Source organism: Paenibacillus sp. LPE1-1-1.1 (assembly GCF_040676435.1).
Taxonomy (GTDB): Bacteria; Bacillota; Bacilli; order Paenibacillales; family Paenibacillaceae; genus Pristimantibacillus.
The window spans coordinates 1,029,572-1,043,139 of the sequence record NZ_JBEGHY010000012.1 but is presented as its reverse complement, the minus strand read 5'-3'; the positions used below and the strand labels follow the sequence as shown (position 1 = coordinate 1,043,139).

13 protein-coding genes and 2 pseudogenes are annotated in these 13,568 nt (G+C 40.8%); 4 read left to right on the top strand and 11 right to left on the bottom strand.

Going from position 1 to position 13,568, the window contains the following annotated elements; translation table 11 throughout:
- Positions 1 to 24: 24 nt before the first annotated feature.
- Both MRBLPE1_RS15165 and MRBLPE1_RS15160 read right to left on the bottom strand, forming a co-directional pair.
- Positions 25 to 210 (bottom strand): helix-turn-helix domain-containing protein, encoded by a 186-nt coding sequence (locus MRBLPE1_RS15165; protein ID WP_364146563.1) that lies wholly within the window; start codon positions 208 to 210, stop codon positions 25 to 27.
- A 75-nt stretch (positions 211 to 285) separates the two neighbouring features.
- A complete protein-coding gene (locus tag MRBLPE1_RS15160; protein ID WP_364146561.1) occupies positions 286 to 1,071 on the bottom strand; it encodes a hypothetical protein in 786 nt (261 codons plus the stop codon).
- Between the two features lie 661 nt (positions 1,072 to 1,732).
- Here MRBLPE1_RS15160 and MRBLPE1_RS15155 point away from each other — a divergent pair.
- The 3 genes from MRBLPE1_RS15155 to MRBLPE1_RS15145 all read left to right on the top strand — a co-directional run bounded on the left by MRBLPE1_RS15155 (position 1,733) and on the right by MRBLPE1_RS15145 (position 4,970).
- Positions 1,733 to 2,815, top strand: coding sequence for a tyrosine-type recombinase/integrase (locus tag MRBLPE1_RS15155; RefSeq protein WP_364146559.1), 1,083 nt, complete (start codon positions 1,733 to 1,735; stop codon positions 2,813 to 2,815).
- 134 nt (positions 2,816 to 2,949) lie between these two features.
- Entirely contained in the window at positions 2,950 to 4,050 is a 1,101-nt protein-coding gene (locus MRBLPE1_RS15150; protein WP_364146557.1) for a tyrosine-type recombinase/integrase, read from the top strand.
- A 2-nt stretch (positions 4,051 to 4,052) separates the two neighbouring features.
- Complete coding sequence (locus MRBLPE1_RS15145) at positions 4,053 to 4,970, top strand: tyrosine-type recombinase/integrase (protein WP_364146555.1); 918 nt, start codon at positions 4,053 to 4,055, stop codon at positions 4,968 to 4,970.
- Positions 4,971 to 5,892: 922 nt separating this feature from the next.
- Here the strand turns inward: MRBLPE1_RS15145 and MRBLPE1_RS15140 are convergent.
- Together MRBLPE1_RS15140 and MRBLPE1_RS33160 are read right to left on the bottom strand one after the other, a co-directional pair.
- Entirely contained in the window at positions 5,893 to 6,192 is a 300-nt protein-coding gene (locus MRBLPE1_RS15140) for a hypothetical protein (RefSeq protein WP_364146553.1), read from the bottom strand.
- Positions 6,193 to 6,300: 108 nt separating this feature from the next.
- Positions 6,301 to 6,438: pseudogene (locus tag MRBLPE1_RS33160) on the bottom strand (alpha-glucosidase/alpha-galactosidase); the annotation flags it as partial.
- Between the two features lie 4 nt (positions 6,439 to 6,442).
- Here MRBLPE1_RS33160 and MRBLPE1_RS15135 point away from each other — a divergent pair.
- Positions 6,443 to 6,661 (top strand): annotated as a pseudogene (locus MRBLPE1_RS15135) (alpha-glucosidase/alpha-galactosidase); the annotation flags it as partial.
- Positions 6,662 to 6,885: 224 nt separating this feature from the next.
- Here the strand turns inward: MRBLPE1_RS15135 and MRBLPE1_RS15130 are convergent.
- The 7 genes from MRBLPE1_RS15130 to MRBLPE1_RS15100 form a co-directional block, all read right to left on the bottom strand.
- On the bottom strand, positions 6,886 to 7,053 hold the full coding sequence (locus MRBLPE1_RS15130; protein ID WP_364146551.1) for a hypothetical protein: 168 nt from the start codon (positions 7,051 to 7,053) through the stop codon (positions 6,886 to 6,888).
- 652 nt (positions 7,054 to 7,705) lie between these two features.
- Positions 7,706 to 8,743 carry a hypothetical protein gene (locus tag MRBLPE1_RS15125; RefSeq protein WP_364146549.1) on the bottom strand — a complete coding sequence of 346 codons (1,038 nt, stop codon included), beginning with the start codon at positions 8,741 to 8,743 and terminating at the stop codon, positions 7,706 to 7,708.
- Between the two features lie 21 nt (positions 8,744 to 8,764).
- Positions 8,765 to 9,883 carry a zinc-dependent alcohol dehydrogenase gene (locus MRBLPE1_RS15120; protein ID WP_364146547.1) on the bottom strand — a complete coding sequence of 373 codons (1,119 nt, stop codon included), beginning with the start codon at positions 9,881 to 9,883 and terminating at the stop codon, positions 8,765 to 8,767.
- A 29-nt stretch (positions 9,884 to 9,912) separates the two neighbouring features.
- Entirely contained in the window at positions 9,913 to 10,857 is a 945-nt protein-coding gene (locus MRBLPE1_RS15115) for a hypothetical protein (RefSeq protein ID WP_364146545.1), read from the bottom strand.
- Between the two features lie 13 nt (positions 10,858 to 10,870).
- Positions 10,871 to 12,208: a long-chain fatty acid--CoA ligase gene (locus tag MRBLPE1_RS15110; protein WP_364146543.1), complete on the bottom strand. Its 1,338-nt coding sequence runs from the start codon at positions 12,206 to 12,208 to the stop codon at positions 10,871 to 10,873.
- 14 nt (positions 12,209 to 12,222) lie between these two features.
- Entirely contained in the window at positions 12,223 to 12,489 is a 267-nt protein-coding gene (locus MRBLPE1_RS15105; RefSeq protein WP_364146542.1) for an acyl carrier protein, read from the bottom strand.
- Entirely contained in the window at positions 12,486 to 13,559 is a 1,074-nt protein-coding gene (locus MRBLPE1_RS15100; RefSeq protein ID WP_364146540.1) for a hypothetical protein, read from the bottom strand. Before MRBLPE1_RS15100 ends, MRBLPE1_RS15105 begins: the two co-directional genes overlap by 4 nt.
- Between the last annotated feature and the right edge of the window lie 9 nt (positions 13,560 to 13,568).

The window sequence follows — 13,568 nt, the reverse complement described above, 5'->3', positions numbered from 1 at the left end:
CTCTATACTTTCTGTATTTTGATATTAATACTTATCAGGAAATACCGCGCTACTTTCCCTCAGCCATTTATCAATTGTTTCGCTGTGAAATAGGATTCTTTTTCTTAATTTAATATGTGGTATTTGATGTTCTCTAACCATTGCATAAATGGAATCTTTTGATATGCCCAATAATTGAGATAATTCTTTCACCGTGTAAACTACGCGCATTTCACACCCTCTTCCTTAAGCAGAAAAGCCTTCTAACATTATTGTTAGAAGGCTTTCCGCTTTTATTATAATAAATTACTTTCCTCCGAACATGGAGGATAAATCGAACAATCTTACTTTTCCTATAACTTGTGAGTCTGTAAACTTAGTAGTGGTTTCTTTATCTATTCCACCTACAAATACCATAAAGTGTTCATTGTGGTATACTGAGGGGTATTCAAAATAGCCCCAATATCCAGGTTGTTTACTCAATTCTAATGCAACTGCATCAAAAGACCATTTTTGATGTTTTAAAATGTCCACAATTGTAAAGTTCAATTTGCGCTCAATTCTAAGATGAATATCATTAACACCGAATTGTCGAATCACACAGCCCTTTACACACCAATGACTTTCCATCGCTTGTAATGCCTCGTTGAGTGACCCCTTGACGATATAATCAATTCCCAAATCATCAAACATATCAAACAAATTAAGATTATACTCATATGAGGCCGCAGGGCTTTTTGCAGTGGAAAACGTAATTCGATTAATTAATGCATACCGTGCCAGTATTTCTAATCCAACCTTATGCGTACCATTCGCAATTAAAGCTGATGCTGTTGAATCACCACATGGAATTAGAGTCATTAGATCAGCTTGTGTTATGTTCTGTGATGCACTTATAGCCTTACGCCTATTCTTAGGAGAAAGTCTCCCTAAGTATTGTATAAAAAGCATGTGATTTTTAATGCGAAGTTCTCGAGCTTCTGTCCAGGGTGGATTCCCAGTACGATTCTTAATATATTCTTCTTCTGTTAGCTTACCATTAGCAAAATCTATTGCAAAACTAAGTAAACCAGGCTCATTAAACAAACTCACTGTACATCACCAAAATTAGAGTACAGTTTATTAATTTTAATGTCCCTAAACCTCCATACTTGGAGGTTTTTTATTTTTCATGTGGTACATCCACCGAAATTTCTCTAACCTGTTGCCGGCAATCCTCCATCAATGGAGCCTTGATATAATACTTCAATGAAGCGAGCAGACTTACATTTGTAACAGTAAGATCAATGCATCTGAACATGGCCCCACCTCCTTCTGATGGTGAAACTTAAATTGGTGCCAACAAACAATGAACAATTTGTGAAAGTAAAGGTGAAACAAATTGCATGCAAGGCCGCTTTCACTCAATAATTTTCACATAAAAGTATATTTCAATTCAAGGAGGTCAATAAATGTTGATGAAGCAATCACCGAACATATTTCCGACTAACCTAAACAAAATTACCAAAGGAGAGCTCCTTGAAATGATCTCAAACCTTTATGATCTTACTGATGTCGATCAAATTGAAGTCGAATCTCTTTATGATGATCAACCATCAATTAACGAATGGATTTATCAAAATCAAGTCTGCAGATCTTTTAAGTCCATTACTATCCAAAATTACTTCTTAGAAAAGGTCACTAAGGTAATACCTACAGTGTATTTTCTCAGCTATAAAGCTGCAATGAATGTACTTCAAGTGATCTCCAAGATTTGCAAAAAAAATTGCATAATCTTACAGATGAAATCTTAAATAACAAAGACCTCCTCATACAAGCTGCCAACTCCGGTCTTTTATTCAGTAGATCTCTCAAAATATTACGTATACTCTATTTATCATTTTTCCCAACTGACAAAATCACTTGGGATCTCAATCTCAAAAAAAATCAAAACACACCTGAGTTCGAGCATGTCACAATAGATAACTACCTAGCGCAAAATAAGCACTTAAAAAAAAGTTCAATTCGAATGCATCGTTCGGCTTATTATAAGTTTCTCACGTGGACAATTGCCACTTACGAGGAATTTAAAAATGAAGATATCAGTTCAATTCTGTTAAGCAGTATTACTGAAGAACACATTAACGGATATTACAAACACTTAAGCCGTCTGGTAAAGAATGATGTACTTAAAGAAAGCTCCGTCAACTATATTCAATGTTATATAAATTCACTATTCCAACGACTGTACCAGCAAGAGCACCTTCTCGAAGATATAACGTTGGGCATCAAGAAAATTTATTATGAACGATACAACAATAGAGATATTCCAACTAATCAGGAAATATCAGCCTTTTTGAAAATCGTTGACACCTATTCACCACAAAAAAAAATTCATGGATTGGCATTTGAAATGATGCTCTACTTGGGTCTTAGAAAAACGGAGACATCCAAAATTCGCTGGCGCGACATAAATTTTAGTACAGGAACAATTTTAGTCACTGGAAAGAATGATAAGGAGGCGAGACTAATAGTTCCTGAAAAAATTATAAATCGGCTTAAAGAATTAAAGGAAAAATCCACAGGGGGTTATTTATTCGGTGATAGTAGAGAAGCATTTGCAGACTCACTCTATGTGTATTACAAAATTTTCTCCTTAATGGCAGGATGGCAGTATCCAGGTGGTTTACATCTGCTTCGTCATGTATTCATCACAAGACTCTCTGAAAAAGATTGTCCTATACAGCTTTTGAAAGAGCTTGGAAGACATGAGAAAACAGAGACAACTTCAAAATACATCCATCGGAGCAATAAACATCTAGAGGAGTCAATTAATAAACTCAACTATTTAATGTGAGTTTATTCAAAAAGCTAAAAGCAATTCACAATTTAAGACTCTCTAAGCCGCCTGGCGAGAGCCGAGTTTTTTTATATTCTATAATCCTACTGTACTTGATTGCAAGTATTAATTCAATAGAAGGAGATATTAAAATGGCCATATCCAAAGAGAGCTCCGCTAAAAGTAAATTAAGAAATAACGTTAAGCAATTGCTGGAGCACAATACTCTAACTGATCTTCAAATCATTTTATCTGAGATGAAAATCACATTACCGCCAGAGAAAACCACAGAACCAAAGAGAGTCACAATGGAGCAAGTAAGTGATTTCTACTTCACTTGTGTCGATTTTCTTGCGTACTCCCCAGATACTCAGAAAGGCTACCGGTCAGAATTTAATTTATTTATAAACTTCGTCAAGAAGCAGTTGAAAATCGAACCCACGCTTCTTGATTTAACCGATCCGATAATAATAAAAGAATATCTATTGAAATATCCCAATAAATACACGAATGACAGAAAGCGTGGTTTTCTCCGTTCATTTTTGCGAATTACACTTTGGAAGTTTTACAAAAATACAATTGAAGATTTTAAGCGAATATTAGAAATAAAGACAGAAGAAGGCATTGAACTTCCAAGAGCATTGGAGAGGCATCAAATCATGGAATTACTTGAAATCGCTGCAAATCAAAAAGCAGGATTCCGTAACTTTACGATTTTGACGATTTTCCTTTCTAGTGGAATCCGGTTAAATGAATTGGTTAACTTGCGGATTAAAGATATTGAATCGGACGGTCATACGTTCAAAGTCTTAGCAAAAGGTTCTGGAGGGCAACGTCTAACAAGATATATCAATGCATTAGGATATAGCCTGCTTAATGATTACATCGATTTTTGCTATCAGCGACAAAAACGTAAGCTTACTGATGAACAATACGGAGAACTGTATGTGTTTTCATCTACAAGTGGAGAAACTAATTTAAATCGAAGGACCATCCAAGATTTTTTTTATGAAATTGTAATGGCTTCGGAGTCTATTCCTTCGGGCGAGAATACGCCGAAATGTACAATCCATACACTTCGTCATTGTTTTGCTGTGTATGGACTTGAATCTGGAATGGATATTTATACCATTTCTAAGTTCTTGGGCCACAAAGATATAAAAACAACCGCTGTTTATCTTAAACTTGTCCACCGTCAGCTTGAGATAGCAATTGAAAAGCATCCCTTTGCTAATGGGATTAAGGAGAAATGATAATGTTCATACTTATGAACTCTGCGTATATTGAGGCTTGGGAAAAGTATTCCGATATCGCTAAGCGTACAAAAGATAATTACCGATCGGTATACAAAAAACTTGATAATTATTTATGCCATTGCAACTACACTGGAGATTTGAATTTTGATCGGTTCTTCCACATCAAAGAGGATGACAGTTGGGAACCAATTGACAAAAATTTCATTGATGATTTTCTCGATCATTTAGCAGCTGAAGGTGCAACAAAGGCAACTATGAGTCACAGTATCTCGGCTCTGACTCACTTGTTCAATTTTCTAAGAAATATGAAGATGATCAACAAAAATCCAATTACGTATTATAGTAATCCTTATAGTAATAACATCATCCTTGACCGCGCTCTCTCACCTGATGAAGTTGACCGCCTTCTGAGAACTTCATTAAAGATCGACCAATTTCTACGAAAGTCGTATTTATTGATTCTGCTGCTTGTCAACACTGGCCTTCGAAACCAAGAACTGCGGGAGTTAACCATCGCTCAAATTGATTTCGAACGCAAACTGATTTATGTGGACAGAGGTCAAAAAACTTCCAAAAACACAGTTCATCTCACAAACCACTTGATTGACGAATTAAAGAGATACATGCAGCATCCATTTAACGAGAAACGCTTTAGGGAGAGCAACACACATCTCTTTGTAAGAAAAAACGGTCAGAAGTTAAAAAAAGCTGAACATGTAAATGACTGGTTAAATGAAATAGCCATTGCATCGGAAGTGCGACATATTACTGCTCACTGCCTTCGGCACACGATGGCACAATCACTTCAAGCGGCTGGTGTAGATCTGCGATATATTCAACTTCAGTTAAGACATAAATCTATTGAAACAACTGTTCGATACTTAGGAACCTTTAACATGGCGTCCTTAATAGATTAAGACACCAAGCAATAGGCTCGAACCTGTTCCAGGCAAATGTAGTACATTCTCTGGTCAAAGTTGCTGCTGTCTTCGAATTCAGGCTGGCAAACCTCGTTACGAGCAAACAGATCACGCTGTGGCCGAAATGCGTAGGTTACTCCTTCACCTATTTCAATATGTCATATCTGAAGCGATCGAGAGAGTGCCTGCATAGTTACTTTTTGTGTGCTTCTACGCAGAGTCGAACAAAAGCACGCTTTGAAACTGTTCCGTCAGACTTCCATGCTGGGAGCTGACGTCTGAGTACCTCTCTCACATCACCTCCAACTCCTTACTGTAGCAGAAATTAAAGCCATAATGCACCTTATACTGTAGGAACTTCGCCACATACAAGTTTTAGTTTATTCGGGTGCGACACCACTAGCAACTTTCGAAAACAAAACTCGTATGGACTCCACGGATCCAATGAATTAAGAGTGCGAGCCGCCATGCACTATAAAAACTGCAGCCACCATCCGAAAGCTATGTGTTTCCAGAGTTGCTGTGCGAGAAGCATGTCCTACAAATAATTTACATAGACGCTTCTCACTGCTGGCGTAAAAACATCAGTTTTAACAAAGTCCCTTTGCCCCTTGAAGTCAACATAGTATACGGTTGCTCTCTCACTATAATGTTCAAAAGCGATTTCATAATGATGAGCTTCATGTCCAAAACCCCTCGTTTTTGCATCTGTATCTAAATGCTTCAGTTGGGCACCTATTTGTCAGTAAATAAGTATTTAAAAAACAATCCCCACTTCACATCTTTATGAAACGAGAATGATGTTATCAGATATAGATTTTCAGCGAAACCTTCAATATAGCATTTTTAAATCAATTTACTTTTCTTGAAATCCTTTTATTAAAAAAGTTAAAAACACATATATGCTTGTGTTGGTCATTCACTTCCTATTAAATGATTTAACAAACTCCCTAACACTAACCTGCCCGCGTAAATGTCCAACATATATATGGTCTGGGTCATTTGGGTCAAATTTCCGTGTTACTGCTTTGTAGACCTCATCAATTTCGCATGCAAATTCTCTAGGTTGAAGTCGAAACCCCCATAACCGCCTTGCATTTTTATAGAAGCGGACGAGAACCTTTTTAGCCATCTCACTCTCATACCCCATAGTATTTAATTCTTGAAGTACTTTACGTATATAAGGCTTTTCAAACATGTGAACGAAATTCTCTTTCATGTTTCCTCATCCTTTTATTAGGTTATAATCATGCTATAAACCAACCTATATAGACTTCACTATCTTCAACTTATACTTCCATCATTATACCCATCATCGAATTTACAGATGGTTTCCTGCATTATGCTCGGACGTTTCGGTAATATAGTCGCCATACTTGAGCATGAGCTCGAAGCGAATCATATTTTGATGCTACTCCTTCTGTTTCTCTGCGGCACGGCGTTTAATTCCCGGATACAGATCGACGCTCTTCATTAAGAAAAGCTGTCCAGAACTTATCGAGCAGTTCAACATTCCGTTGGATGAATATCTTTGCAGCTGCGTTGCCCATATCAAAGGCAGGAAGTCGATGCGTGAATCACATGTCAATGACAGGAAGTTGAAGCACTGCCGCAGCTATGAATACGCTTCGTATATCTTCGAAGCCATTGAGACGAACAATCCATTCATGATCGGTGCGAACGTCATGAAAAACTGCCGTAGGCAGCTTGAGTAGAAGTTCCTTGCCTTTGGAAGTATGATGCTAAGGTCGTTGCTTTCCCCATTCACTTTCAATGGTCCAACCAAATGGTGCTCCGAAACAGCTTTAGTCTGCGTTTTATATTCTACGTTCTGGAATATCGTTAGTAGATGTGGTCTCATGTCCTCTCTATGTGTTTATTAAGCTATAGTGCCCGATAGTTGAACGGTAAGTCACTTCTTTTTTCTTAAAAGGTTATAAATAATTACGCCAGCCATAATCAGAAAACCAACAATAAAATAACTATCATTATATTGAAAGTCTTCGCTTAAAGAATAAATAGTCATCCTCCTTGTAGTTCCGCTAACCTGCCCGTTAGCAGGACGAGGCTGCCATTTCATGCCGGCAGCCTCGTCCTATGTTTGTTAAGCTATAGTTACCGTTAGTTGAATATCGCTTCTTCTTCATAAGATCAAGTTGGGTGCCATGATCCAGTGCACTGAAAGATTCTCTTTACACAGATATTCCAAAATCATTTAGAAAACAGAGCCTATAAACCGTGAATCTCTCTTTTCGTTGTTCCAAAATTCGTTAGAATTCGATCCCCACCCTGCCCGAAATGACGGATTTTTTCCTATTAATTAGAAAATTACCAACCATAAAACACACCTATCGAAAAAAAATGTAAGCCTAACAATGAAACTAGAAAAAAAGTGGACACTTCTTTAATAAACTTTTCATGACAAAGAGTTAAGGCCGTTAGGGAAGCCACGAGCGGTTAGGTAGTACAAGATTATCTTCCTTGCTAACCACTCGAAATGCCTGGGGTAGACCTAGGAGCCGTCATGTCCGAAGCTCCTTTCGACCATTTCCATCTCTTTATCAAATATCGCTATATTTTATGACTTAAGATGAATTTAATAAATCTATTACAGATTTTTGTTTTTATATTATGAGGATATAGCAGGTGCAACCTTAATTATGCAATATTTAAATTAACAAAAAAAAGGAGTAGTAGCCTTTGGCAAACTTCCCCTTGCTTATTCTACTACATCATCGGCTGCGTTTAATCATATCCAACACTTCAGTTAATAATTCGGTTTCCAGCTCTAATGTTTTTTTCAGATTGACCTTTATTTTGTCTAATAGATTGATACCCTTTGTGATCTGATATTTCATCAACAGAGCTCTTGAAATCCGGACAAGACTTTCGACTTCAGTGTATCTCACAGTCACACCCTGCTCCGGATTCAATAAGTCCGCAGCCTCCATCGCTTCAATCCTCATTTTCATGAGCTTTTTATGTTCCCAAAGAAGATGAAGAGGCCTTACATCATAATGAGTTTTTCGGTTAATTAGACAATCCACATAGGCTGTGACGCACTCATATATTCGGATACCATATACGCTCGTGTCTTGCCCTTGCCGGGATTCATCATTAGCCGAACGTCGTCCGGCAAGGTAATTTTCTATCGTGTTGCATATCTTTGTGATGTCCATGACCGGCTTAATTGGTTCATCGGGAATTCGGATGAGAAAACAGAAAAACCAAGGCGCATTCTGAAAGGCTTCCAACAATTCATGAAACGAGATTTCGGCGTCGATTGTGAATTGTTCCTGAATGAAGGTGGCGATATTGAATGTTTTTTTGTTCAAATCGTATCCATGAACAAGAATTTGATGTCCCATGGTGAACTTTTTATAAAATGAGGTGCCGGGGATAAAAAATTCATCTACTGTAAATTCCACATACTTATTCATGTTTAGCTGATCAATCAGGAAATCAACCATGCCATCCTTGTAGTGCTGCACCAGTTCCTTTCCAGCGAAAAAGTCAATCCACAGAAGCCCGTCGAAAGCATCGATCTGTAGCAGGTTGTCCGGATTATGAGAATCATGGTAGAAATCCAATTGTCTATGTCTATTCGTGGACAGATCCGTATGACATTTTAACTGGATAAAGTAATTCAGCAGCCAAGTGTCAAATCCTTCGATCACGGAAGCTATGGACAGCTTGTGCGCATGGTGCAAATAACCAATGATCGGTGGATTCCGCAATGCCAGTTTTTTCGATTCGTCGGTTGAATTCATGCTTCCCCCTCCTTTGATGGTTCAGTATGAGCTTACGTTCACTATAACCTTGCAATTCTCTTGTTCGATTCGTTCGGAGTGCATCAGCATGTCGCTGGCCTCCTTCAAGCCGTGAACGCTTTGCGTAACGACATCCAGTAAATTAATCCGATTTGATTGGTGAAGACGCATTACTTTTTCAAACGCGCCCCCTAAATGCCCTCTCGAACCTTTAATCGTAATCTCGTTCGTGATCATATGATCCACATCCTGGATATTAAAGGGATACCCTTTTCTGCCCAATAAAATAACACGTCCATTCGCATTGATACGGCGGATGACTCTAGTCACGTTCTGTAAAATGGCTGAAGCTTCAAACACGACATCAATCCCATCGATTGATCGATAAAAAAACGACTCAACATCATGCACATGATCCGCCCAAGGTCTTGCAAAATTTCTGCGAAATTCGTTCGGTTCGATCATATGAATTTCCGAGGATCCAAAAACCTGCCTGCACAGCATCGCAACGAAGAGTCCAATAGGACCGGCTCCGAATATCGCAACCTTCTCACCTGGTACTAGTTGAGCATTCTCGCAGCCTACATAGGCCACAGCAGCTGGTTCTATGTTCGCGGCGGCCATCAAATCTGACTCCGATCGAATAAACAAGGTCAAATCATGGGCAAGTGAGCCGGGAACATCAACAATGGTGCCCAAAATTCCGTCTTGTTCTAGACCGAGAAGCTTTGCGTTCAGGCATTGGTTAAATTTCCCCCGCCTGCAGGCAGTGCATCGATGACAGATGATAATTGATTCAAGCGCCACGTAGCTCCCCAAGGCAAGATGGGACATATTATTGCCAACCGCGATGACTTTCCCAACCCCCTCATGTCCGATTACCCTTCCTTCCTCCGGTATGGAAAGCGGAGCGGAACATGAAATATAGCCCGTCTCTGGATGATTGGTAGTCAGGTGAACATCCGTACCGCAGATACCTACATAGGCGATCTGTACGCGAATATCGTCGGGACCCAGCATTCCCAGTTCTCTTTCCTTCAGTGAGACTCGAACATTTTTGTAAATTTGATTCGGTGTGGGATTATCAATCCCCTTTATAGGCTCTTCATCTGCATGGATTACGACAACGTTAGCTTGCATGGAAAGTCCTCCTCTCGACACCTTTAATTTTATCCGGCGGTCTGTCCCAAGGCATACAGCAGCTCGATAAAGCTTTTCTCGGCAAGGAATACATGCTCAAGTTTTGAATCAATGGTATGCGCGTGCTTCGCTCCCGACTGTTGCTGATGCTTGTATTTGAGCAGAAAGAAATTGATCGAGGTCCATTCTCCAATGATTCTATGAAAACTTTCGTTAAGGAGGGGGTAGTTGCATTCAGGCAGCACATTCAATTCCACATAACAATTCCACACCATCTGCCTGGCTTTAATAATTGTCGCGATGGTCAGATTGTTCTGTTCAAGCCATTGATTTCGTTTTCTTTCATCCCACATGGCCAGTGAACGCACGTCAAGACGCATCGCTTTCACCGATTCAGCGTTTATTCCCATCCGGTTGATGTTAATCATAGTCGCCCTGCTGAAAATCTCGCAGACCGGTATAACCTTGGGATTTTGGGGGAATTCAAGCTCCAGGAATCGAAAGCCTGTTTCTTCCGTGCTGGCCCGCAAAAGATCGGCCGACTTTATTTTTCCGCTGTAATTTGCAATCGGATCCAGCACATGGAACGCATCCAAGTGATGATCGTAGTCGACCACGACAAGTTGGTGCTTGAATCCTTCCGATTCGAACGTTATTTGGTAATCGGGAAAAAAATCCAACTTCGAGCTGAGCGTGGATACGATGGAGATTTTTAGGTTACCGACTGCTTCTATCAAGCGAGCAATTCCACCATTCACTTCCAGTGTCTGTATACCGTAGACTGCATCCAGATCGTATCGAGTGATATTCTTACCAGCCAAAATCAGGCTGGATTCATAGAGCAGACTCCAGCATTCAAGCATGAAATAACGGTAATCAAGGCCCCTGTAGTTTAAGGATGTAAGAATGCAGGATTCCGCACACATCATCGCGGAAAGGTTAACAAGGATGGGCTGCTGTGTATCTGAAATCATCCGCTCCAACCTCTCATTTCCTGATTTTCTTGAAACGTTTCGAATGCAGTTCATTATCCTGGATGATGACATAAACAGGAATTTTGAACCTCTCGATTTTCCCCTTACAGAATTCGGTAATCCTTTTTTTTATTTCAGATTCACTCATGCTTTGGCTGGTATTCACTACGGCAGAAACCACGCTTCCGAGAAGCGCATTCGGCATACCTTTGACGAGCACATCCTCGATCTCCGGCATTTGCAGTAGCAGATTCTCTACCTCTGCCGGATAGACTTTCTGACCTCCAACATTGATCATTTCTGATTTCCGCCCCAGGAAGCGAATGTATTCCCCATCGGTCATCACTTGATCCTGGGTATTGAACCATCCCTCGTCATCGAATGGCGAAGGCGCATTCAGATAGCCCTTCATTGCCGTTTGGGACCGGATGAACAAAATATTATTTTCTATTTTTGTTTCGATCCCTTCTCCACCGATCTTGAGCCATAGTGAATCGGAGGCTTGGGACTTGGAACTCATGATCCCTAACTCGGATAACCCATACGTCTGCTTGAACTGGACCTCAGGAAGTTTCTGGCACAAATGAATAAGCGTCTTCTCATGCATCATTTCAGTCCCATACGTGATGACTTTTAGTGACGAGAGATCGCCGTTGAGGCCGGCATCCTGCAAGAGAAGCAGATTCAGGAAGCTTGGCGTTGTTGGAATCAGCTCGACACGATGCTTCTCGATCGCGGACACAATGTCATGGACCGTACGTCCGCGGGGACAAATGACCGTTCCACCGTTCGCAAGGGTGTGAAACAGCGTATTGATTCCACCAATGTGATCAAATAGAAGAAAAGCCAGCGTCCGGAGTGTGTTACGTTTCTTTTTGTACTTCTCCAGCAGCTTGTTGAAATTGTGGACAATCCCTTTCGGAAATCCTGTGCTTCCAGAGCTGAACAACACTAGCCCGGGTTCTTGCCGGTTTGACAGGTCCACTAGAATCGGATGACTAACCTCCCTGGCATGCCTCTGAACGTGATAACGATCACCGTCGCATGTGAAAGAAACTTGCACTTCTGCAATATCCAGAAGCTTAGGAATATCCGAATCCACCATTGAAGAAAGGGGAACGGTAATATTTCCGTTAGCGATAAGTGCCAGAATGGCCGCGCAGACGAGGGGAGAATAGTCCCCTTGCAGAGCAACGATCTCACCCGGTTGGATCTCAATGTCCTTCAGAATAGCGACCCACTGCCGAAAATGATCGAGAAGGGTTTTATACGTAATGCTTTGATCGTCCAGAATCAAGGCATCTTTTACGGAATGAGCCTCCATCTCTTGCAATAACCAACTTATACTCACAACTTCCCTCCCGTTTATTGATAAATTTTTTGGGCGAGTTTCCCGGAGACATGCCTCTTTAAGGCAGAGAATTGATTCATAACCGGCTCGCGGAATTCTTCAACCCTGATTTCAATCTTTAGCTCGCTTTCAATGTCTACGAATATATTAACGATTGACATTGAATCTAGCCCAAACTCGTTGATCAGGTCGGAATCGTCATGAATTTCGAGATGATACACTTCGATTAAGGAATGGCGAATGATAATTTCCTTGAGAATATTGTCCAGATCCACACTCATTCCGCGCTCTCCTTTAACGATTCTCCAATAGCAGCCATCCTGCGGAGAATTTGAAGCTCCTCGTTTCGAATGTGATCGGCTGTTTGTGTTATCGCGTCAATCTGGCCTGGGAATCCGTCTGTTATGGTCTTGTATTTGATTAGTTTAAAATGCAGGGATTTCCAGCCTTTCACGATTTGATCCATACTGGCTTCTCCGGACCGCACTACCTCTTCCGACAATATCTGTGATTGGCAGAATTGTTTCCAAACCTGTTGGCGAATTTGGATAATTGCGGTTATCGTTAACAGATTCCGATCAATCCAGCCTTTTCTGGACTTGCTTGTCCAGGAAAGCGACTGCCGAGCATCCTCCGCGAATCGGACCAGCGCCTCGGCACCGCCCTGACGATTGCTGAACCACTCCATCCATTCCGCTTCTTTGCTTGCTGCGGATGCTTGGTTCGTCTCCGAGAGGCCAGGCTTGGCGTTAATCGTTTGTTCATAATACTTCAAGTTGCGCTCCGCGCAATTCGATACGATTTCATTGATTGTAGAGCGCTGAAAGGCTTGTGCCAATTTAGTCAACTTGAAGTACAGCAGTTCAGTTCCATTACCCCGACTCCCTGCCGAGACCAGATCCTGCATGGAGACACTGCCAATATAATCGAGCATGGGATCCACGACCTTATCCCCTTCGGTCTCTCCCTGCTCTCTGCCGCATATCAGAATACTGTGTTGAAAACCGGAATCCTCCAGTCCTAACATGGAAGAGGGGAAGTAAGACAGCTGGGACGCTTTGCATAGGAATATTACGCTATTTCCTTTAGCCAGCTCGACTTCAAGAGTTTCTTTGTTCCCTCTGACAAGTGTCATGTCGATATCAAAAAAGCGGCCTACCTTCAACTGTCGCGCATCTTTGCTTGAAATCAAAGTTTTAAATTTGTAGTGAAGATTCCAATAATCCAGGAGCATGACGGAAGGATCCTCACCGGACATTTTGATATAAGTCATGAGACAGGAGGTAAAGCATTCCATAGGTGCAAGCTTCACGATATTTTCCTTTTGAAGAAGTTCCAGGGACAGTCTCATGCGTCACAT